We start from the raw sequence: 25395 nt of genomic DNA on the forward strand, positions 1-25395 counted from the left end.
CCCAAGTATAGTGACAACTGATTTAGAAGTGAATATCCGATTCTCTGCTTGTTGACTTATTTTGCAACATTTATGATAGTAAAAATAGTTTACTCACTTGGAGGTGGCAGCGAACGATGGACGCATCGTGGATCGAATGCCTGTTGATCGGTTATTCTCATCATACTTCTCCATTCACCGGCTCCTTGCAAAAAGGCACAAACGACAATCGCTTGCTCCTGCGCTTCCAGGTAAAAGGGACATGCCGTGTCGAGATTAATGATGAGACATATGTTGTACAGCCCGGTGATCTGATCATCCGCAAGCCAGGCGAATACTACCGATTAGTGGTTGAAGCCGATAAAGACACTGAAGTTTCTCAGCCAATTGAGAGTGCCGATTACTACTTATCCTGCAGCGGAGTATGGGCTCAGCAGTGGTGCATCAGGAATGATTTTCCAAGCAAGGTTCATCTGGATACGGCGGAAGACTTCTTGGCATTGTGGAGAAAACTGATTTATGAGAAGCGGAATATTCATGGGGATAATGCGGAAATGATGGACGCTTTGATCAAAGTTTTATGTCTAACTATCGAGAGGTATGTAAAGATGGCGGCGGCCTCCAGGCCGGAGCTCAACATTCCTTACAAAATGAAGCAGTATTTGGAGAAGCATGCTACCGATCCGCTGACGCTGACCCATATCGCCGAACGTTATGGCATCAGCGTATCCACAGCCTCCCACTTGTTCAAGCAAGCGTTCGGGCAATCTCCAATGCGTTATGTCATTGAGATCAGGCTGTCTATTGCCTCCGAGAGAATTCTATATAGCGACATGAAACTGGAAGATATCGCCGAAGCCGCCGGGTTTCACAGCTATCCTTATTTTAGCCGCGCCTTCCGGAATCATTTTCACACCAGTCCCAGCAAATACCGCGTTCGGAACCAGCTTCGCAAGGCAGAGAATCCTTAATTGGAACGATGCATCTATTCTATTGCCGCTGCTCCCCGCTACAGCCTTAGGCGGTATTGATGCGGAGATACGCCCATAATCCGTTTGAACAGGCTAATAAAATAAGAGGTGCTCGTAAACCCTACCTGCTCGCCGATCACTTCTACGGATTTGTTCGTCGTTTGAAGCAGACTGCAAGCCTGCTGCATTCTGCGGGCTGTCAAATAACCGGTAATGCTGCTACCCGTCTCTTGCCGAAACAGCCGGGACAAATAAGATTTTGACATATGGAGCTCGTCCGCAAGCAGCTCAAGCTGAAAGGGCTCCCCGTAATGATTTTCAATCCATGCCATAACACGTTCCGATTGGCGAATCAGCTTCATATATTCATCCTGCTTGGGCCCTGGAATAACCTTTCGTTTAATTAACGACAACACCTTTAACAAATAAAGCGCGCTCTGCTCTTCTTGGCTGCTGGCGGAGGAAGCGCGTAGGCCATTCTGGAATGCGGAGCAAGCGGCATTCAACTCTTCATTGCAATCGATCATATCTATGCCCTGCAAAGCGATAAGCCCTTGTAGCATTCGTTTATAGACGTCATAAAGAGCCGGAAACGTTCTTAGGTAGCCCTTCATAAATACAGGGTCGAAATGAAAGACGCTGCGTTCATATGGCCGGCTTTCATCCACTTCCACATAAACATTATGCAGCTGATAGGGCTCGAAATAAAACAGCATGCCTGGCTTAAGCTCGTACGTCTTCTGATTAACAGTAACCATGCCGTGTCCCTGATGCACAGCCAGCACCTCGAAACCCCTATGAAAGTGGTAATACCCCTCGAAATCTTGCTGCGACCAGTTGCGGTATGACCAAAGAAAAGACAGTCCCCCGTAGTCCATTTCCTGAAACAGCGTCCCCTTCACTGACTACACCCCCTCATTTTAACAAGTCAACAGAACAACATTTTTAACCATTGTAGCGTAACTTTGTCCATTTGTCAGAGACTATAATGATAGCAAGCAGCTTAACCGCAATCATGGGTCAACGAGGAGGCTTACTACAAAATGAATCAGGCATACAAAGAAAAAATATTGGTGCAATTAACCGAAAAGGTAGAGCGCATGATAAACCAAATTGGAGAAAAAACGCCTCATGTGGCAAAAACCAACGGCATCTATGACAACACAGAAGATAACTGGTGGACGTCCGGCTTCTGGCCCGGCATGCTCTGGGTTATGCATGATACTACAGGGAAAGAGTTATTCAAGGCAGCTGCTTGGGAATGGGACGCCAAGCTGGAGCGCTGCTTCTGCGAGCATCCGGTACAATTGCATCACGATGTGGGCTTTCAGTTTCTGCCGACTGCTGTCATCAAATACGAATTAACGGGCGATCAGGAAGGTCTGCGAATCGGTTTGGAGGCGGCAAACTTCCTAGCGGGCCGCTTCAACGTGAATGGCGAGTTTATTCGTGCGTGGAACGGGCAAGAGGCTTACGGCTGGGCCATTGTTGATTGCATGATGAATATCCCCCTATTGTTCTGGGCAAGCCGCACGACAGGCGACCCGCGTTACAAGCATATCGCGATACGTCACGCGGATACCTTCCTCCGTTACGCCATTCGCGAGGACGGCTCGGTATGTCATATTTTATCTTTTGATCCGGAGACGGGCGCGTTTATAGAACCGCTGGGCGGTCAAGGCTTTTCCAGCTCTTCGGCGTGGAGCCGAGGCAATGCCTGGGCACTTTATGGCCTCGCGATTGCTTACCGATGCACCGGGCTTGAGCGTTATTTGCACGCGGCGAAGCGGGTAGCGCATTACTTTGTCGCCGCCCTGCCGGAAGACGATGTGCCGTATTGGGATTTCCGCGTAGAAAACATAGAAAATGAGCCGCGCGATACTTCCGCTGCCGCCATCGCAGCATCCGGTCTGCTCGAGCTTACCGAGCTGGTTCCATCCGCGGAACGCCGGATCTATAACGCGGCTGCCGAGAGAATCCTGTATTCACTAAGCGTGAATTATGCGACCTGGGACAATCCGGACCATGAAGCAATTCTTCTCCAAGGCACCGGACATAAGCCTGAAAACGCCAACATCAACGTATCACTTATTTACGGAGACTACTACTTCGTAGAGGCATTCGCCAAACTTAACGGCTGGAGCCACCGAATCTTTTAGCCAGCCTCGTTCCTTTGGTCATAACAGGCCACGTACGAAGCTTCTTAATTGCAAAATAAGAGCCATCCGGGAAAGAAACTTCACTCCTCGGATGGCTCTTCAACATTTAATTAATGATCGTAATTATCGCTTAATGAGCTGGAAATCATCATAATGGAAACCCGGAGCTACAACGCATGAAACGAGTACAGGCTCGTCCCCTAGCAGGTGGGACATTTGCCATTCGTTAGCCGGAACTAATGCTTGCGGCTGATGACCTGCCAACACATCAGGCCCAACAATAATTTCTTTTCTAGTTTCCGGCGCATCTTCGGTACCGCCAAGCGTCAGCATCAATGGACTGCCCGAATGCCACATCCACAGCTCGTCTGAATAAACCTTATGCCAATCTGAAAACTCACCTGGATGAAGCATAAAATAAATTGATGATGCTGCGAAGCGTGGTCCTGAATAAGGAGCTCCAAGCACCTCCTGCGGTATTGTGAAACCAGCCTTCCAAATTTCCTTGTACCATCCACCCTCAATATGCTCCTTCAAACCAAGCGTTTGTACGAGCGGTGACAATTGTTTCACTTCTGCTCCCATCCATTTCAACCTTCTTTCTCTCTTTTACGTTCTATTCGCCTTAAAAAAATCGTTTACTTATTTTATAACGCTTAGGGTCTATCGTCAATTTATTAAACAGCTGGGAATAGAGGGCAATAATCAATTTTTCTTTGTTAATATGTAACATCGCCTTTTTAAATTTCAATTTATAAGTTATACTTATATTAACGAAATCTTTTGGAGGTGGACAGATGAACAATGGCATACATGATTTCAGTCGCATTAGCCGCAAGCATTTAATGAACTTGTTCCTTATTGTTCCGCTGCTGCTCGCAGCGCTGTTCGCCTACCAAGCAGGCAATATGTTTGAGTTAACAGCTGGTGCAAGCCGCATTACTGCGGCAGCCAAATATGCGACGTCAACCGTACGCAAACAGAGCACCACTGCCACAACATTTTTACCTGAAAACGCACTCGTTGCCGCCTATATGCATGCTCTCATGCTTATTTATTGGCGTTCCACAACCCTATCCGCACTCGTCACTACCTATCGACAGAGATTGCGCGATCTGCTCATGACTCCGATTAAATTCACTTCCCATTTCGTTGGTTAATCCTCTCATTTTGTTCGTATACTAACAACAAATGAGGAGGCATACACAATGAATATTAGAGAATCCGATCTGCCCGGCATTGGTCGAAAGTACCAAGTTATGACGAGGAGCGGCGATAAGTTTGTCATTATTATTCATGATGACGGACGCCGTGAGATGTATCACTTTGACTATGAGGATCCAGATGATAGCATTTCCATGGTTACCCTAGAGGATGAAGAAGCAAGACAAGTCGCTGCCATCATTGGCGGTATGACTTACAAGCCGAAAGCGCTTGAAACGATTGAAGTCGCACTCGATGATTTAACGATTGAGTGGTACAAGATTGAACCAAACGCCGCATGCATTGGCAGAACAATCGGCCAGGCCGATATTCGCCAAACGACTGGAGCGACCATTATCGCTGCGGTTGAGAAGGAAGCAAAACATATTAATCCCGGCCCCGACTATATATTCAAAGCAGATACTACCCTCATCGTTGCAGGTGAACGCCAGCATCTGAAGCTACTTAAGCTGATGCTGCAAAATGGGAGCCGTTAATTATGGATCACATGGTGCTGGAGATCGGTCTTGCTGTTATACTCATCGCCTTAGTCGGGCTGTTAGCTGCAAAAATTCGATTTTCCGTCATCCCGTTTTATATTTTAATCGGCATGGCCGTAGGTCCACATGCTCCGCACGTAGGCATACTGGACTTTAGGTTTATTCATAGTGCAGAACTAATTGAATTCATGGGGCGGCTAGGTGTGCTGTTCCTCCTGTTCTATTTAGGTCTGGAATTTTCTGTGGGTCGATTAATGAAATCGGGTCGCTCAATAGCGGTAGGCGGAACGATCTATATTCTGATCAACTTTTCACTTGGCTTATTATTTGGCTGGATCAACGACTTCCCTGTAGCGGAAACCATGGTCATCGCCGGCATTACAACGATCTCATCGAGCGCTATCGTCGCGAAGGTGCTCGTCGATTTAAAGAGGACTGCCAACCCGGAGACAGAAATGATTCTCGGCATCATTATGTTCGAGGATATCTTCCTTGCTGTATATATTTCCGTGCTCTCCGGACTCGTGCTCAGTGATTCGTCATCTTTAGGCGGAGTACTCCTGTCTGCTTCCTATGCATTAGGATTCATGCTGCTCTTCTTGATTATCGGCAGGAAGGCTGCACCGCTTCTGAACAAAATTCTCAATATTCGCTCGAATGAGCTGTTTCTGCTGCTCGTATTCGGCTTCTTGTTCCTCGTAGCAGGCTTCTCTGAAACGATTCACGTAGCTGAAGCGATCGGCGCTTTGCTTGTAGGCTTAGTACTAGCTGAGACTGTTCACATGAAGCGGATTGAGCATATGATTTTGCCTTTCCGTGACTTCTTCGGCGCTTTATTTTTCTTCAGCTTCGGACTGACCATCGACCCATTCGCACTTGGCGGAGCCGTATGGCTGTCACTTGGTGCGGTTGCCGTTACACTATTCGGCAACTTCTTGGCAGGCATGTTAGCCGGTAAAAGTGCTGGCTTAACGCCGAAGGCATCGGCTAATATAGGTTTGACCATCGTATCTCGCGGCGAGTTCTCCATTATTATGGCGAACCTCGGCAAAGCAGGCGGCTTGCTTGAGCTCCTGCAGCCATTCGCTGCCTTGTATGTACTCATTCTGGCGATATTGGGACCACTTCTAACTAAGGAGTCAAAGTGGGTATTCAAAGTGTTAAACAAAGTATTTAGGTGGGAAAAAGGAAAGAAAGCACGGGAGCCTGGAAGCAAGGGCTGACCAAGCAATGAATAGAAAGGGACCTAGCCGTTGTCGGCTAAGTCCCTTTCTTTATTTTCAAATAAATTCCTATTGCTGATTCACATCAAACGTTGCTTAATGGTATGCATTCCGCCAAGCTCTGCCGTATAATCGAAGCAGACCAGTTAAAATAAGGAATCAAAATGAATGAACGAAAGGAAATTTATAAAAATGACGGCATCACTGCTATATATTGAAGATGATATCGAAATCGGAAGCTTTGTCTCACAACATTTGCAAGAGCAAGGCTATAAGGTTGAATGGTTAAAAAACGGCGAGCATGCACTCGAGGCCGCTGCAGGCTGCAGACTCGTCATCCTAGACGTTATGCTGCCGGGTCTCGATGGTTTTACTATTGGACAACGGCTGAAAAAAGCGGCGCCGGATGTCCCGATTCTCATGCTTTCAGCGCGCACCTCCATCGATGATAAGCTGCAAGGGCTGCAGTTCGCTGACGACTACCTCACCAAGCCTTTTCATCCCGACGAGCTGACCGCACGCATCGAAGTGCTCCTTCGCAGGTCAGGCGCACGCCTTGCTGAACCTTTGGCGATTAAGCATCTGCTTGTCTATGAGCAGCAAAACCGGGTGGAAAACCGTGAGACCGGGGAAGAAATTATGCTGACAGGCAAGCAGTTTCACATTTTCAGCTATCTGCTTCGCCATTTGGGACAACTGCTTACGAAAGAGCAAATCTATGAGGCCGTATGGGGAGAATCCTTTATTGATGGAGATAAAACGTTAATGGTTCATATCCGTTATTTGAGGGAGAAAATCGAGCGAAACCCCGCTGCACCTGAAATTATTGAGACGGTACGCGGCATCGGCTATCGGGTGCGCGCATGAAGAAGCCCAAACCACACGCGGGAGGCATGAAGTTTCGCCAAACCTTGTTGTCTCGCTACCTGCTTATTATTTTGTTTGCTTTTCTATTTATTCCGATCATATTTCCGGTGGCTTCTATCCTTTATATACTCATTCAAGAAAATACACAAACCGCTAATATGGACTATTTAAAGTATGGCAGCGGGAAAGAATTAAATACAATTTGGCATAAGCAGGCCGCTGAGTTAACGGAGAAAGATCCCACTAAAATCGACAAAAGATTGCATGAGCTAAAACAAACTTACCCCGAGGCTTCCCTCTTCTGGGTTGACTCTGCAGGATCAACAAGGCTGCAGCTTCCTATACAAGAGCAGCTTCCAAGCAAGTGGACACCTGCCAGCTCCATTCAATTTATGAAAGCAAGCATCGACAGCGATCCCTTTACGGTCGTGTCCTTCCTTGGCGCAGACCATAAGGAGTCTGGGTTCATGGTGATGCAGCTGCAGCGCTCCATCATTCAGATCGATAAGCCGGTCGGTTCAGGCACACCCTTTTATTTGGCGTTTCTGTTTATTATGTTCGCCTTTTTCTTCTTGATATCTCTGCTCTTCTTCCGGCATATTCGCAAACGTCTGCTCAGTCTGCAATCAGCGATGACGCTGCATGGCGACAACGGTCTTCCGATGCCGATCCTTATTAACAAAAATGATGAGATCGGGCAGCTGGAGACAGCTTTTAATGAGATGGTTGAACAGCTTAAGGAGAGCAAGGAGCGCGAGCGTGCAGAGGAGGAGCTTCGCAAGCAGCTCATCGCCAGCTTGTCGCATGATCTGAGAACACCATTAACCGTCATGAACAGCCATCTGTATTCCTTGCATAAGGAACCATTAAGCTTGAATGCGCAAGCAGCTGTGAAGCAGATGGAGCAAAAAATAACCAGCTTAGACAGCCTCATTGAAAATTTGCTTTCCTACACGCTCATGACAAGCGGACGATATCCGCTTAAGCTGGAGCCACTGGATCTGCTGCGATTAGTTCGTGAGAGCGCCGCGTCTTGGTATCCCCTTTGGGAACAGGAAGGTGTTGTCGCTGATGTGGAGCTGCCTGATGGCGCTATGCTCCGTGTTGTCGATAAGGCAGGTTTCCGCCGCGTGCTGGATAATTTATTTCAAAATGTGACGAGGCATGCGAGCGGCGGCAAATACATCGGCATTACCGTTGAGTATTACCTAGGCCAATCTGCGCTCGTTATTCGCGATCATGGCAACGGGCTAGAGGCTGCTCCGACGGGCAAAGGTGCAGGCATTGGGCTAGCCATTGTCGATTATCTTCTGAAAGAAATGAAGCTCGAATGGCATAGGGATACCCAAGCTAGCGGAACGACCATATACATTTATTCAAATTGATTTTAATTTTTTAAACAAAATTTAAACTTGGGGAGCTCTTCGTTTAACCTTCACCCGTTAATGTAAGTAATGAGGTGATTAACGTGAATGAATGGGTAATCGAAACGAAAGGACTAAGCAAACGTTATAAAGGGCGTTATGCGGTGTCCAATCTGAATTTAAAAATTGCAAAAGGTGATATTTATGGCTTCCTTGGACCGAACGGCGCTGGTAAAACGACGACAATCCGCATGCTGCTCGGGTTAATCCAGCCCTCGGGCGGATCGGTTCATATTTTCGGGAAATCTTTGAACAAGGAAAGGTTATCTATATTGCGCCGAGTCGGCTCGCTCGTTGAATACCCTTCGTACTATGGCCATTTAAGCGCCGTCGACAACCTAGAAGCTATTCGCCGCATACTCGGTGCTCCTGTATCCAAAATTGCTGAAGTGCTCGACATCGTTGGACTGGCCAAGGAAGCGCGGCGTCCAGTGAAAGGCTTCTCGCTTGGGATGAAGCAGCGACTAGGTATCGCAAGCGCATTGCTTGGCAGCCCAGAGCTGCTGCTGCTCGACGAGCCGACAAATGGACTAGATCCATCCGGCATATTGGAAATTCGTGAATTAATTAAAGAAATGCCTAAGCAGCACGGCATTACCGTCCTTATATCCAGTCATTTGTTAAGCGAGGTTGAGCTTACAGCAGGAACCGTCGGTATTATTCGTCAGGGGGAGCTCGTCTTCCAAGATACGATTAGCCATTTGCATGAACAGGCACAAGGCACAATATCGCTGGTTGTGTCTGAGCCAGAGCTAGCACTTGCTGCCTTGCAGCGGCAAGGTGTGGGCGCTGTACAAAATGGTTCCGCCATTATGCTGGAGCATACCGATAACCCTGCGCTTGCACGCATTGTCAAAAATCTCGTAGAGCGAGACCACTCTATCTACCGTGTCGAGGAAAAACGCAAATCACTGGAGGATCTCTTCCTGCAAATTGTCGGGGAGGGTAAGCTATGATGCTCAAAGCACTTTCAGCTGATTTTTTGAAAATACGCGGCAAGGGGCTATGGTTTCTTATCTTTATTGGCCCTATCGGATTGATCGCTATGCAAGCTCTTAATTTCGGACTTCGTTATGATTATTTAACGAACAGATATGCAGGGAGACTCTGGGAGGTCTTGCTTCAGGACATCCAAATGTTTGTTCCAATCTCGCTATTTCTTGGAGTGACACTTGTCTCTTCCCTGCTAGCAAATATCGAACATAACACAAACGCATGGAAGCAGCTGCTCGCCCTTCCTATTTCCAAGGGTGCCGTGTTCCGCTCAAAATTCGCATTAAGCTTCCTGTTGCTGCTCTCATCATGTGTTTTGCTGGCGATAGGTACCGCTGTGCTTGGTTTATCGTTGCGATTCGGGCTTAAAGAGATGCCAGTAATCGATATTTTGCGGCTATGCTTCCTGCCGTTTATCGCATCGCTCCCGGCGCTTGCGCTGTTTGTATGGCTATGCATGACCATGAAAAATCAAGCCATTCCTATTACGTTTGGCGTGTTGATCGCAATCAGCTCCATATTCACAGGCCTGATTTCAAAGGATTGGTCAAAGCTGCTGCCGTTAAACTGGCCGATGCTAGGTTATATGGATCCGCAGCGAGAGCTATTCGTAGGTGGAGGCTTTCTGCTCGGGTGCATCCTTCTACTTGTTGGCGCCTTTCATTTCATCAAAAAGGATGTGAATTGAAATGATGGGTTTCCTACGTTTAGTCGCTGCGGAACGGATTAAGTTATTCAAAACGTTTATTTGGATACTCATCCCGCTCAGCTCGCTGCTGTCACTTGCTCTCGGCATGTTAATATCGTTTGATTCGCCGGATGCGTCCGCTCAATATGCCCTGCTCATTGCTTCAATGGCTTCGTTCCACGCCATGCTGTTCCTACCAATATTAACGGGCATTCTGTCCGCTTTCGTATGCAGATACGAGCATGTAGGAGGAGGCTGGAAGCAGCTGCTGACGCTGCCCGTGTCTAGAATCGGACTCTACTTCGCCAAATTTAGCGTAGTCGCTGTTCTCCTTGCCATAACGCAGCTGCTGTTTCTAGGAGCAGTTATCATTGCAGCGACCTATCAAGGCATCGACGGCCCGCTCCCGTGGGCAATGCTCCTGAAAGGAGTTGGCAGCGGCTGGCTTGCCTGTCTCCCGCTTGCCGCGCTGCAGCTGCTTGTATCTGTAAGCTGGAGCAGCTTTGCCGCTCCACTCGTCATTAATGTGATGCTTACGCTGCCTAATATGCTTATCGTTAATTCTGAACGCTTTGCTCCCTTCTACCCATGGGCACAACCTATGCTCGCCATGCTAAGCTTCGAAGGCGACAATTTCGGCGCTTTTGCGCTCCCTTTAGAAAACTTGCTCATTACGATAACGAGCAGCTTTGTTTTGTTTTTTGCAATTGGCCTACTTTATTTCACTCGCAAAGAAGTATAAGCCGCTTAGGAGGAAATAAAAAAAACGGCCAATCCCGCTGCAGATGCGGGATTGGCCGTTTTTTATTACTGTATTGGTAACTTACTCATCCCAAGCAACTCATTCTAGACGACGTCCTGCCTTATTGGCTTCTAGAGAAGCAAGCTAACAGGAATTTCTCCCGCTATAATTCGCTATTTTCCGATAAATACCAGGTTAACGGGAAATTCTCCCGCTAAACTAGGCAATATTTTAGGAAACAGCCCATTTCCATTGATTTAACGGTACAAATTCCTTCTAATTCGGAAATTAAGGGCATAATCGCAAAATTAACTGGAGATTTTCCTGTTGATTTTGATCTCTATCTGCAATTCCAGCCTGCTCGGTTAAAAGGTTACGAATCCCATCGCGCGTTTCGCTTGAACAAGCGTTATTCGAGCCGTTTCCGAGGCTCTCATCGCTCCTTCTTTAAGGATACGGATCAGCTCATCTGAATCGATAATATCTCTATATCTCTCTTGTATAGGTACTAGCTTCTCGACGACAACCTCGGCTAAATCCTTCTTAAACCCGCCATATCCTTGGCCCTCGTAACGCCTTTCAATCGTCTCGGTGGACTCTCCTGAGAACACCGCATAGATCTCGATCAAATTGCTGACCGCAGGTTTATTGTCCCAATCATATCGCACAGACATTTCTGAATCGGTAACAGCTCTTGCGAGCTTTTTACGAATATCAGCTGGCGAGTCAAGTAGCAGCACGTAGCTATTTTTATTGGGGTTGCTCTTGCTCATTTTTTTAGTTGGATCATCAAGCCCCATAATACGGGAGCCAATAGTGGGGATGATTGGTTCAGGAATTACAAATGTTTTTTCAAAACGACTATTAAATCGCGCAGCCAAATCTCTAGTCAACTCTAAATGCTGCTTCTGATCCTCCCCGACAGGAACATGGGTCGCTTGATAAAGGAGAATGTCCGCTGCCATCAAGGCAGGGTACGTAAACAAAGCAGAGCTGACAGAATCTTTCCCATCTGATTTCTCTTTGAACTGCGTCATTCTGCTCAGCTCTCCAAAGTGAATCTGAGTCTCCATTATCCATCCCAGCTCGACATGAGCAGGCACATGCGATTGTATAAAAATCGTCGCCTTTTTAGGATCAATTCCAGCAGCAATATAAAATGCGGCAATGTCCTTAGAACGCTGAAACAATTCTTTCGGGTCCTGAGGAACAGTAATCGCATGAAGATCCGGCACAAAGAAAAAGCACTCAAAGTCATGCTGCATTTTCATAAATTGATGCAACGCACCTCCATAACCGCCTATATTAAGCTCCCCACTTGGTTTTATTCCTGAAAGGATACGTTTCATGTTACTTCCTCCTTATTTGCGGCTAATAATTATTGGAGATATTCTTGCTCCAAGCGCTTCGTGAGGTCGGTACTACAAAAGATAGAACTATTGCGATATTCGGTATAACGTTATGCTATAGGGGTACAAAGCTCCCATACACACAGAAGAGGTGTTGTCCCGATGAAACAAAAGCTATTTTACGTTTTAGTTGCTATAGCCAGCTATTTTGCAGGCGTACTCGCTTATTTAGGTTATTTGACGCTCGTATATGATCAGAGCCTCGGAAGTGATTCGAGCAAGCTAATCGGCTGGACGCTTCCTTCGTATCTATTCCTTATTCTCCCGTTTTACACCCTGATGTTCCGATGGAGGAAGTCGGCTATTTTTCTGCGCACTACCCTGCTAATTGTTCTAAGTATCATTGCCGCAGCTTCCGTTACCGTTATGATGGGCTTAGGAATATGGGGAATACAGCATCTCTTTTCTCCTGAGTTCGGACTGTTTATTTTACTATTTGCCAGCTCTGCAATCGTATTCTCTGTAGGTTCTCTTATTGCTATAAAAGAGAAGGGATATCTCATCTTCTTGCTTGCTTCACTTGTAATCATATACCTGCCGATCAATATGCTGGTCTCAGAGGCTGAGAAAAACAGACCAGTTATCCATCACATTCCGCAAAGCTTTCACGGAACTGTTGTCATTCATTTTGGTGATTCAAGCTCTCCGCCTATCTCTAAGAAAAAAGGATATGAAGTCATTAATATTTCGGAAAATGGTATCTATAAAACGTCTAGTCCTCGGCCTGTGCGAGGCATTAGGCATGTATTAGTAGATGAACTGGGCAATGAAGTAAAGGAAATTTCGATCTCTGGCGAAATCATGAAATACGGCTCCGACCCTGGAGTAACGATTAGCGAGTATACTGTGCCTTAACAAAATATGGCCCTAATTCAGACTCATGGGTTACCACATAGGTCCACTTAAAATGCTCATCTACAATATAGATATCCTGCTCACTTTCTACATCCTCAGGCATTAAATGTGCTGCATCTTCTATAAACAACACTAAATCATGCTGCTGATAGAAGACATAACATGCCTTTTTAGGCTCATTACGGAATGCTTCGACCGCCTGTTCATTGCTTAAGCATGGTTTTTTTGCATAGCTGAAAACATGCCATAAATATTGTTCCATATAAATGTTCGTCTTTTCTTGAGCATCCAAACCCTCTGCAAAAACGTCTTCCCACTCGCGCTTCATGTCACGACCCTCAAGCTCTGCCTCAGCCACAATCATAGACTTAGCTTCAAGCTTAGGTACCAGCTTTAGATGCTCGATCCTCGCCTGCCATTCGCCAAACAGAAACTGTTTGATCACCTCTCTTAATTCATCGCTGGCATGCTCCAACATTTCGCGTAGTGTGCTCGCTTGGCTGCTGATTATAATCGGATCGATAGTGCCCTTGCTTTCGAAGAAACCGTCAGGATATTGTCCAACATTCGGTGCCTGAACCCAGCCAAAATATTTAAATAAATACTCGAATGTATTCTGTTCAATACTCTCATCAATAATTTTCTCAATATGTGCTCGACTTACTTTATCGACAATAATCAAATTTTCTTCTAACCAGACGAACGTATTGTCCCCGCTGCTCAAATGATCGTTGCGGATGGATTCGATACATTTTACCGTATAAAAATTAGCTACCCACCGGGAGTAATCTGGAAATGTGACATAAACACAGACGCGAGCATCTGTTTCGTCCTCAATGGAGCATTCCCAATCTATCCTCACATGCCTCTTTTTCGAAAACAATCCCTTACCCCCTTAAGCGTTAGGCCTGCTATTAAAATATTTCTTCATCGTACCACAAAGTTTTTGGGCTATGTTTACAATTGACTGAACTTATGTTAAATTTATCGTATAACGTAATTACGTAAAACAATAATATTAAGAGGTGATGCCGTTTGACAGCTTCTAGAGACTACGGAACTGAGCTTGATTTACTTACCAAAGAGATGAACGAGCTCAAACAAATGTTAACTCAGGTCATTAATACTCGTCCTAATCCAAAACAAGCATTAACCATGAATTTAAATGAGAACTCATTAAACGATGAAGTCCCGCATGATTTAGGCAGCCTCTTTTATTCCGGGCAATATCGTGGGCACAATGGCTTCAGATGGGATCCTAGGCAGCAAGAAGTCCATCACTTACTTGGTCTTGACACCGATAAAGTAGCAAAAATTTTGGCAGCACTCGGGAATAAGCAGCGGCTCGACATCCTGCTTGCTGTATTGCTGGAGCCTCTCTCCGGCTCAGATATCGTAGAACGATTAAACCTGGGAACTACGGGTCAGCTTTACCACCATACCAAAGCCTTACTCGGGGCTGACCTTTTGGTTCAAGAGGAACGTGGAGGCAAGTATTCTCTGCCTGCTCATCGAACGCTTCCGCTGCTGCTTTTGTTGACCGCTATTACTGATCTGCTCGATACGAGCCATTATATGGAGCTTACAGAGGCTAGAAATAACGTTGAAGAGTATTTAGGCGAAAATAAAGAGGGGTACGATCCGAATCATCTTTTATGGTCAGTCATTGACAACTCGGTGTTGGAGCACCAAGCAGGCTATAGTACGGAGCTATATATCGTCCTTCACAGCGATACAAGTATTACCGTCTCTGATAATGGTCGAGGCATTCCGATTCAAGCCTTCCCTCAGTCGAAAACAACTCCAGTACAAACCGTGCTTACGGAGCTTGGGCATTACAATAAAAGCGCATCCGTTGTAGCTTCCGAAGGGTTAAAAGGCATAAACATGCCAGTAGTTAACGCTTTGTCTGAACAGCTTTCTGTAGAGGTTCGCCGTGATGGAAAAGTATTTCGTCAAGACTTTAAACATGGCATACCGCAAAGTGAACTGCTTGTCTTAGGCATGACGAAGGAAACGGGCACAAGCATTACCTTTAAGCCGAATCCGGACATTTTTAAATATCCATTTGATAAGGCTGCACTACTAGATCGTTTAGCAGAACTGCAAGGTCGTTTCCCTGACCTAAAGGTTGAGATGCTATAGCTGCTTCAAACTTGAAGCTGCGCTAGCGAGATGCAGAAGACGGTGGAATATGTCCACTATCTTCTGCATCAGCACTATTCATGAGTTGGAATGTAAACATCAACTTCTTCGGGGAGTTTGGAATTTGCGAAGTGGTAAATCTCCAAAGCGAGCGCTTTAGGGCTGTTCATTATGCCATGTTTGTTTAAATAGCTGTGAATCAAAAGTAAACATGACTTCAGAATTCATATGTGCACATATGTATCGTTCAGGGTACAGAATATGTTGAATTTCAACTCTACGTTCTTCGAATCTCTCTCTTGCCTGCTTCAACCTTTCCCAATTTGCATGAAACGGATGGGGAGTAGGGAGCAATCAGCTTTTCTCAAGACTTAATTGCCATGAAACGCCGAACTTATCTGAAACCCAGCCAAACTTCTCACTAAACGGATAAGCGGCAAGCGGCATGAGTATGCTGCCCTCAAGTGATAGGCTTTCAAAAACCTGATCTATTTCCTCTTCCGTATCGCAGGTAACGAACAAAGATATTGAAGGTGTGAACGTAAAGCCATGGTTGACGCCGCTATCGATACACATAAATTGTTGTCCTTTTAGAGAAAATGTAGCTTTCATCACGGTTCCTTCAGGGCCTGTCTCATTCGCTCCGTATCGCTGGATGCTTATGATTTCGGATTGATCGAATAATGAAGTGTAGAAGTTCATAGCCTCCTCCGCTCTGCCTTCAAACATAAAAAATGTTTTAATTTTTTGATTTGCTTTCTCCATTGTTTCGTCTCGTCCTTTCATGTCTTTTTTTGCTTTATAATGCCCCATTATATGCGGTTTCTTTCCTTATTAGGGAAATGACATATAAAATGAGTACCGCTGCATAGAGATTCCAAATACTCGGTATAGATGCTACAGATAAATAAATGCCATACGGCAGCGACCAGATGAGTACCACTAGCATTAACATTCGGTTTCTCAAAATTGCAGCTAAAATTCCTATACAAGCTGGAAGGATCAACATCATAAAGACGATAAGAATCGTTTTATCACTCACCAGTATATCCGTGTAAGGGTTCCAAAACAATAAAAGGCAGCTCAACATGATACATCCCACAGAAGCCGCTCCTGCACAAAAGGAATATTTCATATGAATACATACCTCCTCTGTACTATTTTATAAATTGGAACCCCTATTGCTATCCAACGTTTAGCCTCATCAAAAACTAACCTCGTTAATCATTCTTTATGTTGTACGTAGTATAGCTCATTGAACCTTTATCGTCGAAATCGTTATTTTATGCGAAATCCCGAGGTGGTTATATTTGATCGTGACCGATTCAATCGTTTGCTTATCCCCTATTGTTAGAGCATAGGTATGATCCGCATCTGTGACTTTGCCTTTATTCTCTTTGGCCGTCTGTGCCTGTGGAGATGTTCCTGTTGGAATGGTCACTTCATTCAGATCCTTAAATGAGTAATCCTTTTCTTCCGTCTCATCGAAGCGGTCGGTTACAATAAAACCTTTAGAAGGGCTGCTAACTTGTATTTTGACTCGCTCAGGCACGGCGCCATCATTTATTAATACCTCATTAATATCGATAGATCCAACCAAACTTTTATTCCCGACTATCACTAAAACAATTTGTCTATCGTTTGTTGAAGAGAACGCCTGTGCTGTTAAAGGCGGCTTCGCTTTCGAGTAGACATAAGAACCACCAAATACGAGGAAACAGCAAACAATTAGTAAAATGATTTTTTTCAGAATGGATCACTCCTTCTTTAGCCTCATTTCACATTATGTGCTAACATCATGGATTGCCACGTTTTATCAAATTTTATCTCATTTTCCACCATTTATAACTTAGCATGTTATGCAGACATAATCGAGTTAAAAGTGTTAATGCTATTCCCTCTCCCCTTTCTGTTGCAGCTTATTGTCCAGCAATCGAAAAGCTTCAAGAAGCGTTTCTTTAGGAGCCGCATCATACCGATCGCCAATATTAACCTCAAAATAGCAGCCTTCCTCGCCTTTATCACGGACAGATTGCGTCAAGCCGATGCCTGTTTTCGCTGCGATATCGATTAGGATTGAATCAAGCTGCTCCTTCTTTGCTGTGGTATGAACATGAAACATATTGGAAACAGGCACCTCCGGGATGGTCTTCATGCCCTCGCACCCGTTATATAATGCAGCAAGCTCCTGCGCTTCCCTGTAGTACTTCTTCATATGTGGAAGGCGCCGCTCCATGTAATAGTCTGCAGCAATAATATAGGGATATAAGCTGATGAGATCACCGCCATGTCGTCTTTTCCAAATCTTCGATTCCTCTGTAAAGCTGCGATCTCCGGCTAATATCGCTCCTGCAATACCGCCAATTCCTTTATAGAACGAAATATATACACTGTCGAAGAGTGCGCAAACCTCTTGAGCAGACTTTTCGTAATACGGAAGTATCTCGAACAGCCTCGCACCATCCAGATGAAGCTTAATTCCTCTCTCCCGACAAAATGCCGACATAGCCTTGAGCTCTTCAAATTCCGGCAACTGTCCGCCAATTTCGCGCTGCGGCAGCTCCAGTAGCAAACAAGCGATTTTTTCCTCTAGACCAAGCAAATCATGAAGAAGGACAGGCCTTTCTATATCCGCCAGCAGTACAGCTTCAAGATGATGCAGCTCTTTCATGCCGTCTTTCTCATGAATCTCTAGATGGCTTAAGGGATGATAACCGACTTTCTTATTCCCCTTCTCGTCACACCATATACGAAGCGCAATTTGCTGAGCCATTGTACCGCTGGGGAAAAATACAGCCGATTCTTTGCCTAGCAGTTTAGCCATCTTTTCCTCAAAATTCTCAATTATCGCTCCATTGCCGTACATATCGCTATCCTGCTCTGTGTCCCACTGCTCTAGCGCTTCTTTCAGAACTTGTACATTCCGCTTTCCATGACCAATTAACGGATAGCCGGCTTGATTGTATGCTTCAATTAATGTCTTCGTTTGTTCCATCCTATAAGTCTCCTTTACTCCGTTAATCGTTTATTCCTTAGGCAATATGGTTTTGTTCATAACAGGAGAAGAGAGAATGACCGACGTGTTGACATTGCCGAAAGGCATAAGCCTCTCTACAAGCTCGCTTAGACCATCCATCCCCGTTATCGCTGCTTTAAGAACATAGCTGACCGTTCCTGTTACCCGGTGGCATTCTATAATCTCATCATCATTCATGATGCGCTTCTCAAACTCCATCGGAAATACTTTCAATTCGCTCATTTGAATGATGACCTGTATGTTTCTCCCGATAGCAGCAGGCGATACTCGTGCGCCGAATCCAGTAATGATGCCTTTCTCCTGCAAGCGCAGCAGACGCTCAGATATGCTGGGGCGGCTGAGAGACAATCGTTTGGACAGCTCACTCACCGTTATTCGGCCATCCTCCTGCAGTAATTGGAGAAGCATACGATCCAATTGATCCATGATCACAACCCCCTTCATTTTGCAGGAAAAACAATAAAAATTCGTTCAATGTTATATAAATTCACATCAATTTCATTCTGTTTATTATATATACGATTGATGCTGTTTTGTATTCTTATAGTAACAAACTTAAGCAGGCGGTGCATGTGAGATGTTACGCATATTGGATTACAAAATGAAGGAAAATATCAGCAAATGGCTTCATATTGCAATAGGCTGCTTCGTTACTGTGGGCGGATTAGTCATTTTAAAGCATTCACATATCGTAACTGGAGGAACAGCAGGACTCTCTTTAAGCTTATCACCCCAGCTGCAAGTCTCATTCCACTATTTGTTTTTATTGCTCAATCTTCCATTTCTAATTTTCTCCTACTTTTACATGGGCAAATCCTTTACCTTCAAAACCATTGGTGCGATCGCGCTTCTCTCCTCATTAAGTGCAATAAACGATATCTTGCCTGCCTTTACGATTCCGCCACTAATCGGAGCGATCGTCGGAGGATTATTCATCGGAGCAGGCATTACCGCCTTATTCCGCAACGGTGCTTCGCTCGGCGGCGCGACAATACTAGCCATCTATTTGCACAAAAAGCATGGCGTCAACCCTGGGATTACCAACTTCGCATTTGATTTTCTAGTTGTCCTCACTAGTCTATCCGTATTTCCTCTTAAAAGCGGATTGTACTCTGCCTTGTCGATTGCCGTTACATCGGCCTTCTTGTCGTTTTATAAGAGAAGGAAAACAGGCGCAAAGAAAGACAAACAAGAAGTATTGTCAGGCGCCGCGAATACCGTTTAAACAAGACCGAACCATTAGTTCCTTTAGCATGGAGCTGAGTAAGTTGTAATGCTTGATGCTTTGGTTTAATGGGTGGGGTTGTGTTGGGTGAATTTAATGCCTAGTAGTGCCTGTAAGTTTCATTCTAGCGGCTAGTGATAAAGCACCTCGGCTGCTTTGTTAATAAAAAAAAGGCTGCCGATTCATCGATATCGGCAGCCTTCCTTTTAAATTATCTGTTGCCAAACTGCGCATGATGCAAGCGGCTGTAAATGCCGCCCGCCGATACAAGCTCTTCATGACGGCCTTGCTCGGTAATTCCTTGCTCCGTTACAACAACAATGCGATCCGCATTTTTGATCGTAGCGAGGCGATGTGCAATAACAAGCGTTGTGCGGCCCACAGACAGCTCTGCCAGCGACTGCTGGATTGCTGCTTCCGTTTCAGTGTCGAGTGCCGAAGTTGCCTCGTCGAGAATAAGGATAGGCGGGTTTTTGAGGAACATCCGCGCAATCGCAAGCCGCTGCTTCTGTCCGCCAGACAGCTTAACGCCGCGTTCGCCCACTACCGTTTCCAGTCCGTCCGGCTGCGCGTGTATGAATTCTTCAAGCTTCGCTCTGCGCGCGGCTTCCCAGATATCTGTATCCGATGCGCCAAGCTTGCCGTAACTGATGTTTTCTCTAATCGTACCTGCGAACAGGAACACATCCTGCTGTACGATACCGATCTGCTTCCGGAGCGAATCCAGCTTCAAATCACGAGTATCATAGCCATCGACGGATATGCTTCCGCCTTCAATTTCATAGAAACGCGGCAGCAAGCTGCAAAGCGTCGTTTTGCCGGCGCCGGAAGGTCCAACAAAGGCAATTGTCTCACCTGCACGAATAGTAAGATCGATATTTTGAAGCACCTTCGCTTCGCCTTCATAACCAAACGTAACATTCCGATATTCAATATTCCCGTTTAGGCGGTTAACCTCTTTCGCATTGGGTTTATCCGCAACATCAGGCGCTGTCTCCAGCAGCTGCACATAACGTTTAAAGCCGGCAATGCCTTTTGGGTAACTTTCGATAACTGCATTGATTTTTTCAATCGGTTTAAAGAAGATGTTCGTAAGCAAAACAAAGCTAATAAATTCGCCGTACTTCAGATCACCTTTAATAACGAACCAAGTGCCTGCAATCAATACGAATACAGATACAAGTCTCATCAGCATGTAGGTAATCGAAGAGTTCAAACCAATGATTTTGTAGGAAATGAGTTTCGCTTCACGGAAACGCAGGTTGTTCACCTTAAACAGCTTTTTCTCATGGCTTTCGTTCGAGAAAGCTTGAACAACACGAATCCCGCCAACCGTATCCTCTACTCGAGCATTAAAATCGGCCATATCCGAGAACAACCGATTCGCAGCTTTCGTCATTTTACCGTTGAACATCAGAACGAGCCAGATAATGATTGGCACAATAACAAAAGTAAGAATGGCTAACTCCAAATTAATATACGCCATAATGCCGAACGCTCCGACGAGCGTCATCGCAGCAATGAACATATCCTCTGGGCCATGATGGGCAACCTCGCCAATCTCGAATAAATCATTCGTTAGACGCGAGATTAGATGACCGGTCTTCGTGTTATCGAAGAAACGGAAGGACAGCTTCTGTACGTGGTCGAACAGCTTCTTCCGCATGTCCGTCTCAATATTAATACCAAGCATATGCCCCCAATAGGTGACTACATAGGACAAAATCGTATTAATAATATAAATCAGAAGCAAGATAGCACAGGCTGTAACGATAAGGCCCCAGTTCTCGTCAGGCAACAGCGTATCTATTACATAGCTGACTGCCAAGGGGAAGCACAGCTCAAGAATCGCCAGCACTACTGCACAACAGAAATCAAGCAGAAAAAGCTTCTTGTAAGGCTTGTAGTAGGAAAAAAAGCGTAAAAGCATCATAAACTCCTTCTTGTCACATGGTGATAATCATTTTCATTTAAAATGATATACAATCACTACCATGCTGTCAATCCATCGCCGAAATCGATTCGGTCATGATGGGTATATACATTCATCTCTCCGCCTCTAATAAAACCGACGCAGGTAATGCCTAAATCCTCTGCCAAACGAAGAGCAAGATCAGTAGGCGCCGACTTGCTGAGCATGATGCCGCAGCCGATTTTGGCCGCTTTCAGCACCGCCTCCGAGGAGAGCCTGCCGCTGAATGCAATCACTTTATCCGAAGTCCGAACACGGTGCAGCAAACAATAGCCGAACAGCTTATCGAGCGCATTGTGGCGCCCAATATCCGTTCTTACAGCAAGCAGCTCCGATGGCGTTCCAATGGCTGCATTATGAACACCGCCCGTGCTGCGAAATTCCGAGGATGCCTCCTGAAGCTCGCGCATAAAGCGAATACATTGCTCAGCAGATATTTTAGTGCGGGTCATGATCGTTTTGGCCGTCAGCATATCATTGTGAAAATAAAACTGCCTACTCTTGCCGCAGCATGATCCGATAAACCGTTTCGCGTAATGATCCTGACTTAACGTATGCTTATGCTCTAGCTCAACATAGGCAAAACCAGTATCCTCTTCGATCCGCAGCGATTTCACCTGACCGGCAGCACGTATAACCCCTTCGGAAGCAAGGAAACCAATGACCAGCTCCTGCAAATGTGATGGCGAGCATACCATCGTTGCAAATTCCTCACCGCCTAGCTTCAGAGTAAGCGGATATTCCGCAGCGATATCGTCATCCTTCTCCCAGTGGCCGCTGCTATCGTATTTGAGTATGCGCCATTTTGTCGTGTTCGAAAGATCCATTCGAATACTCCCCTTCTACGCTCAGCTTGCTTATGCATCATTATGACCACAGCAGTTCTACGCCGGCGGCTCGATTTCCAGCTCCACAATCCGCTTCTCCATATACTTGGTATCCTTAAAGGCATGATAGGTTTCAGCCTTCTCTACGATAACGGAAGCATTATACTCCGGTATGCCTGCAAACGGCTCATATACTCCTTTTGGAAATAGACTATTCCCTTCCGGCCAATACAACTCGATATTGCCTGGCGCAATATCCGCTGGTTTCGCCCTGCCATGGAAGCTCCCGCTTCGGTTATATACAACAATCGCATCACCTTCGGCGATCGCAAGCTCCGATAAATTCGCTTCATTCATCAGCACGTCGTAGCGCCCTGCATCGTTAAAAGCATCCTTCTCGCCATAAATCATAGAGTTAAACTGCTTTCCGCGCCTTGTCGTTGCATAGAAATGCCCTTCCGGTATACGAAGCTCTGGCAATTCAATGGGCAGCAGAGTACCCTTCCCGTCGGAAGTTGGACAAAAACCACCCTCGCAAAGCCACGCCCCGCCCCATTGGAATACGTCTCCTTGATTCCGCAGCAGCTCTACGCCCTCATAGTTCGGTGAAGCCATCGCAATCTCTTCCCTCACAGCAGCAGCATCTTTGAACGCGATAGCCGCTTTGAGCTCCGGCCTAATCCGTGCAGCTAGATCCGCATAGATTTGCCACTCCGCACGCGCTTCCTCAATCCTCGGCCCTTCAATAGTTGGTGAAAAATAAACCATCCGCTCCGTCGAGGTTGACGTACCCCCGCCTGGCTGTTCATACCTTGTCATGGCAGGCAGTACGATAACCTCCTCCTGCGCATCTACAAGTGTCGAGCTGTTCAGCACGATATCCTGATGCACCCGCAATTCGACGCTCTCTAAGCAGCGCTTCACAAAATCAGGATCAGGCATCGTCTCGATAAAATTGCCGCCTGATGTATAGAACAGCTTCAGCTTACGATCGGCATGCTCGTTCAACATTGCGTTTTCAAGCGATACGCCTACAATGTCACCCTGCCAATCCGGCAGCTTGAAGCCCCAAAGCTCCTCTAAACGGCGGATATCCGCACCTTTGAACTCACCGCCAGGCAGACTAAAGGGGTCAGCCCCCATTTCGCCTGAGCCTTGAACGCCGCTATGGCCGCGAATCGGCATCAAGCCGCAATGCTCCCGCCCGAGAAAACCGCGGAGCAGCGCAAGATTGGCAACCTGCGAAATATTGTCCGTTCCGAATCGATGCTGCGTCAGCCCCATGCTCCATACGAATACGCCCGACTTCGCCTCGGCAAGCAAAGCAGCAAAAGCCTGCATCCGCTCTCTCGTCAGCCCGGATGATTTCTCCAGCAGCTCCCAGTCCTGCTGCTGAATATGTGCCTTCAGCTCCTCGTACCCCTTCGTATGCGCGCTTACAAAAGCATGATCAATCGCTGAGCCTGGCTGCTCCTCCTCCATCTCAAACCAGCACTTCATGACGCCGTGCATGAAAGCAATGTCACCGCCGATATTTACCTGATAGAAATCGTCTGCCAGCTTCGTGCCAAAGAGAGCTGATTCCGGTATAGACGGTATCCAGTAGCCCTCCATCGCCGGCTCGCGATAGGGGTTGATCACGATGATTTTGGTACCCTTGCGCTTAGCTGCGTACATATACTTAGTCGATACAGGCTGATTGTTCGCTGCCACACTGCCCCAAAAAACGAGCACATCCGTACCAATCCAGTCCTTATAATTGCAGGTAGAGGCACCTACCCCAATAGAGCGCTTCATCGCTGTTTTGGATGGAGAGTGGCAAATCCGGGAGGCGTTGTCGATATTGTTCGTCCCAATGAGCCGAGCCGCCTTTGCAGCCACATAATAGGATTCATTCGTTATCCCGCGCGCAGTTAAGTAGAAAGCCATCTGCTTCGGGTCTATTGCCCTCGCTTTGGCAGCGATGCGTTCCAGCGCCTCATCCCACGAAATTCTGCGAAAGCTTCTTTCTCCCTTGCTTCTTATAAGCGGGTACGGCAGCCTTCCCAGCTTGCGCAATTGCGTGCTATCGAGCTTTCGCAGCTCCTCAATATCGCCATGCAGCACATCCCCTTTGATAGCAGGCATCGTATTCAGCCGCAGGACGTTCAATCTCGTCGTGCAAATATGAGGACCGTCCAGCGTCTGATCATATAAACCGGACACGCCAAGCGCACAGCCATCACATACACCCTGCGTCAAAATCCGATACGCATACGGCAAGCTGTCTCGGTTATCCCACGCTACCTTGAGCGTGTCACGAATATGATGCGGCTTAATGCGTCCTAGCCCAAACGGTGCTTTGCTCACCCACAGCTTAGGGTCTGGCAGCCTCGGCAGCTTGATCGGTCCTGTATGCAATGTTTTCTTCATTAATGATTCACCCCGTTAATGATCATTATGGAACGTTTGCCATTCTACTTACTAAGCTACCACAAATGAGTAAGCGCATACATTTTATATTTGAAAATAGATGCAAAGCAAGAAGCCTTCACATCAATCATCCTATCAGCTAACCTATATGCAGCTTTAGGAGAAAGCAGTTGCCTCCTCCTGTTAGTTCCTGTTGTCGCCGCCATCAGAAAGGCTCTATACGCAATAGTTACACCGCTGCTTACCTTTCACCTTCAACATACCTTTATAAAGGCAGCACCTGCACCGCCGCTTGCTTCCCGCTTACTTGTATGCCGGATTGCTTCTTGCCGCTCTCCTCTAGATCCTTCAGCATGCGCTCCAGCAGCTCCTTCGCTTTGGGGCCTTCCTTGCCTTGAATTTTTACAACGAGCTGCACGCCGTTGCCTGAACCAAGAAGCTTCGCTGCCTGCCGCAGCTTCGTATCATAATCATGATCCTCTATATGCGCTGTCAAGCGGAGCTCTTTTACTTTGCTAGGCTGCTCCTTTACCTTAGCTCCGCGCTTCTCTTGATCAGCCTGCTTCTTTGCTTGCCCTTTGGCTACCAGCTTGCATGGCGGGGGGCTGCTCATAAGCGAGGTGCAGACCAAATCCACTTTCAATTCCTTTGCTTTTGCCAATGCTTCATCACGCGAGACAATACCTAGATCCTCGCCTCGCAAACCAGTCAAGTGCACCTCGGAGGCGCGTATTTTTTCATTCATAATAACCATCGATGCCATA

At 46.4% G+C, this 25395-nt stretch carries 26 protein-coding genes; 13 read left to right on the forward strand and 13 right to left on the reverse strand.

Translation table 11 applies throughout. From position 1 onward, the window contains the following. Positions 1 to 116 precede the first annotated feature (116 nt). Positions 117 to 950: a helix-turn-helix domain-containing protein gene (locus AC1DM9_RS14665; protein WP_477580671.1), complete on the forward strand. Its 834-nt coding sequence runs from the start codon at positions 117 to 119 to the stop codon at positions 948 to 950. 38 nt (positions 951 to 988) lie between these two features. Here the strand turns inward: AC1DM9_RS14665 and AC1DM9_RS14670 are convergent, their stop codons facing one another. After that, entirely contained in the window at positions 989 to 1852 is an 864-nt protein-coding gene (locus AC1DM9_RS14670; RefSeq protein ID WP_477580673.1) for a helix-turn-helix domain-containing protein, read from the reverse strand. Between the two features lie 141 nt (positions 1853 to 1993). Between AC1DM9_RS14670 and AC1DM9_RS14675 the strand changes: the two genes are divergently transcribed. After that, the gene (locus AC1DM9_RS14675; protein ID WP_477580675.1) at positions 1994 to 3109 is read left to right on the forward strand and encodes a glycoside hydrolase family 88 protein; all 1116 of its coding nucleotides are present in this window, start codon (positions 1994 to 1996) and stop codon (positions 3107 to 3109) included. Positions 3110 to 3232: 123 nt separating this feature from the next. On the opposite strand, the gene AC1DM9_RS14680 is transcribed toward AC1DM9_RS14675, so the two are convergent. Continuing rightward, positions 3233 to 3694, reverse strand: a complete 462-nt coding sequence (locus AC1DM9_RS14680) for a cupin domain-containing protein (RefSeq protein ID WP_076268430.1) — start codon at positions 3692 to 3694, stop codon at positions 3233 to 3235. 212 nt (positions 3695 to 3906) lie between these two features. Here AC1DM9_RS14680 and AC1DM9_RS14685 point away from each other — a divergent pair, with 212 nt between their 5' ends. The 8 genes from AC1DM9_RS14685 to AC1DM9_RS14720 all read left to right on the forward strand — a co-directional run bounded on the left by AC1DM9_RS14685 (position 3907) and on the right by AC1DM9_RS14720 (position 10749). Further along, positions 3907 to 4269 (forward strand): hypothetical protein, encoded by a 363-nt coding sequence (locus AC1DM9_RS14685; RefSeq protein WP_477548975.1) that lies wholly within the window; start codon positions 3907 to 3909, stop codon positions 4267 to 4269. A gap of 48 nt (positions 4270 to 4317) precedes the next feature. After that, positions 4318 to 4809: a cation:proton antiporter regulatory subunit gene (locus tag AC1DM9_RS14690; protein ID WP_339206454.1), complete on the forward strand. Its 492-nt coding sequence runs from the start codon at positions 4318 to 4320 to the stop codon at positions 4807 to 4809. Between the two features lie 2 nt (positions 4810 to 4811). After that, positions 4812 to 6035, forward strand: a complete 1224-nt coding sequence (locus AC1DM9_RS14695; protein ID WP_076268433.1) for a cation:proton antiporter — start codon at positions 4812 to 4814, stop codon at positions 6033 to 6035. A 192-nt stretch (positions 6036 to 6227) separates the two neighbouring features. Then, the gene (locus tag AC1DM9_RS14700; protein WP_076268628.1) at positions 6228 to 6902 is read left to right on the forward strand and encodes a response regulator transcription factor; all 675 of its coding nucleotides are present in this window, start codon (positions 6228 to 6230) and stop codon (positions 6900 to 6902) included. A 26-nt stretch (positions 6903 to 6928) separates the two neighbouring features. Next, positions 6929 to 8287 (forward strand): HAMP domain-containing sensor histidine kinase, encoded by a 1359-nt coding sequence (locus tag AC1DM9_RS14705; RefSeq protein ID WP_477580678.1) that lies wholly within the window; start codon positions 6929 to 6931, stop codon positions 8285 to 8287. 83 nt (positions 8288 to 8370) lie between these two features. Next, the gene (locus AC1DM9_RS14710; RefSeq protein WP_339206451.1) at positions 8371 to 9282 is read left to right on the forward strand and encodes an ATP-binding cassette domain-containing protein; all 912 of its coding nucleotides are present in this window, start codon (positions 8371 to 8373) and stop codon (positions 9280 to 9282) included. Next, the gene (locus AC1DM9_RS14715; protein ID WP_477580680.1) at positions 9279 to 10007 is read left to right on the forward strand and encodes an ABC transporter permease; all 729 of its coding nucleotides are present in this window, start codon (positions 9279 to 9281) and stop codon (positions 10005 to 10007) included. The genes AC1DM9_RS14710 and AC1DM9_RS14715 overlap by 4 nt, the downstream gene beginning before the upstream one ends. Position 10008: 1 nt before the next feature. Next, positions 10009 to 10749: an ABC transporter permease gene (locus tag AC1DM9_RS14720; protein WP_076268437.1), complete on the forward strand. Its 741-nt coding sequence runs from the start codon at positions 10009 to 10011 to the stop codon at positions 10747 to 10749. 365 nt (positions 10750 to 11114) lie between these two features. Here the strand turns inward: AC1DM9_RS14720 and trpS are convergent, their stop codons facing one another. Further along, on the reverse strand, positions 11115 to 12098 hold the full coding sequence (gene trpS / locus AC1DM9_RS14725) for a tryptophan--tRNA ligase (protein ID WP_477580682.1): 984 nt from the start codon (positions 12096 to 12098) through the stop codon (positions 11115 to 11117). Between the two features lie 162 nt (positions 12099 to 12260). Here trpS and AC1DM9_RS14730 point away from each other — a divergent pair, with 162 nt between their 5' ends. Then, entirely contained in the window at positions 12261 to 13013 is a 753-nt protein-coding gene (locus tag AC1DM9_RS14730; RefSeq protein ID WP_477580684.1) for a DUF6843 domain-containing protein, read from the forward strand. Here the strand turns inward: AC1DM9_RS14730 and AC1DM9_RS14735 are convergent. After that, positions 12991 to 13896: a DUF4275 family protein gene (locus AC1DM9_RS14735; RefSeq protein ID WP_477580686.1), complete on the reverse strand. Its 906-nt coding sequence runs from the start codon at positions 13894 to 13896 to the stop codon at positions 12991 to 12993. The genes AC1DM9_RS14730 and AC1DM9_RS14735 overlap by 23 nt on opposite strands. Positions 13897 to 14048: 152 nt before the next feature. Here AC1DM9_RS14735 and AC1DM9_RS14740 point away from each other — a divergent pair, with 152 nt between their 5' ends. Continuing rightward, entirely contained in the window at positions 14049 to 15158 is a 1110-nt protein-coding gene (locus AC1DM9_RS14740) for an ATP-binding protein (RefSeq protein WP_477580688.1), read from the forward strand. 354 nt (positions 15159 to 15512) lie between these two features. Here AC1DM9_RS14740 and AC1DM9_RS14745 read toward each other — a convergent pair whose 3' ends face one another. The 5 genes from AC1DM9_RS14745 to AC1DM9_RS14765 all read right to left on the reverse strand — a co-directional run bounded on the left by AC1DM9_RS14745 (position 15513) and on the right by AC1DM9_RS14765 (position 18621). After that, positions 15513 to 15923: a VOC family protein gene (locus tag AC1DM9_RS14745; RefSeq protein WP_339206440.1), complete on the reverse strand. Its 411-nt coding sequence runs from the start codon at positions 15921 to 15923 to the stop codon at positions 15513 to 15515. Positions 15924 to 15957: 34 nt separating this feature from the next. Next, on the reverse strand, positions 15958 to 16293 hold the full coding sequence (locus AC1DM9_RS14750) for a hypothetical protein (protein ID WP_477548970.1): 336 nt from the start codon (positions 16291 to 16293) through the stop codon (positions 15958 to 15960). 117 nt (positions 16294 to 16410) lie between these two features. Next, entirely contained in the window at positions 16411 to 16779 is a 369-nt protein-coding gene (locus AC1DM9_RS14755) for a hypothetical protein (protein WP_477580690.1), read from the reverse strand. 270 nt (positions 16780 to 17049) lie between these two features. Next, complete coding sequence (locus AC1DM9_RS14760) at positions 17050 to 18153, reverse strand: threonine aldolase family protein (RefSeq protein ID WP_477580692.1); 1104 nt, start codon at positions 18151 to 18153, stop codon at positions 17050 to 17052. Positions 18154 to 18183: 30 nt separating this feature from the next. Then, positions 18184 to 18621, reverse strand: a complete 438-nt coding sequence (locus tag AC1DM9_RS14765; RefSeq protein WP_477548967.1) for an Lrp/AsnC family transcriptional regulator — start codon at positions 18619 to 18621, stop codon at positions 18184 to 18186. Positions 18622 to 18772: 151 nt separating this feature from the next. Here AC1DM9_RS14765 and AC1DM9_RS14770 point away from each other — a divergent pair, with 151 nt between their 5' ends. Further along, positions 18773 to 19420 (forward strand): YitT family protein, encoded by a 648-nt coding sequence (locus tag AC1DM9_RS14770; protein WP_477510957.1) that lies wholly within the window; start codon positions 18773 to 18775, stop codon positions 19418 to 19420. A gap of 211 nt (positions 19421 to 19631) precedes the next feature. Here the strand turns inward: AC1DM9_RS14770 and AC1DM9_RS14775 are convergent, their stop codons facing one another. From AC1DM9_RS14775 to infC, 4 genes are all read right to left on the reverse strand, one after another. Further along, positions 19632 to 21350, reverse strand: coding sequence for an ABC transporter ATP-binding protein (locus tag AC1DM9_RS14775; protein ID WP_477580937.1), 1719 nt, complete (start codon positions 21348 to 21350; stop codon positions 19632 to 19634). Between the two features lie 59 nt (positions 21351 to 21409). Continuing rightward, on the reverse strand, positions 21410 to 22219 hold the full coding sequence (gene fdhD, locus AC1DM9_RS14780; protein ID WP_339206430.1) for a formate dehydrogenase accessory sulfurtransferase FdhD: 810 nt from the start codon (positions 22217 to 22219) through the stop codon (positions 21410 to 21412). 57 nt (positions 22220 to 22276) lie between these two features. Further along, positions 22277 to 24631 carry an FdhF/YdeP family oxidoreductase gene (locus AC1DM9_RS14785; protein WP_477580694.1) on the reverse strand — a complete coding sequence of 785 codons (2355 nt, stop codon included), beginning with the start codon at positions 24629 to 24631 and terminating at the stop codon, positions 22277 to 22279. A gap of 265 nt (positions 24632 to 24896) precedes the next feature. After that, positions 24897 to 25385, reverse strand: coding sequence for a translation initiation factor IF-3 (gene infC / locus AC1DM9_RS14790; RefSeq protein ID WP_477580939.1), 489 nt, complete (start codon positions 25383 to 25385; stop codon positions 24897 to 24899). Positions 25386 to 25395: the final 10 nt, after the last annotated feature.

The organism is Paenibacillus sp. 01T431 (genome assembly GCF_056398625.1).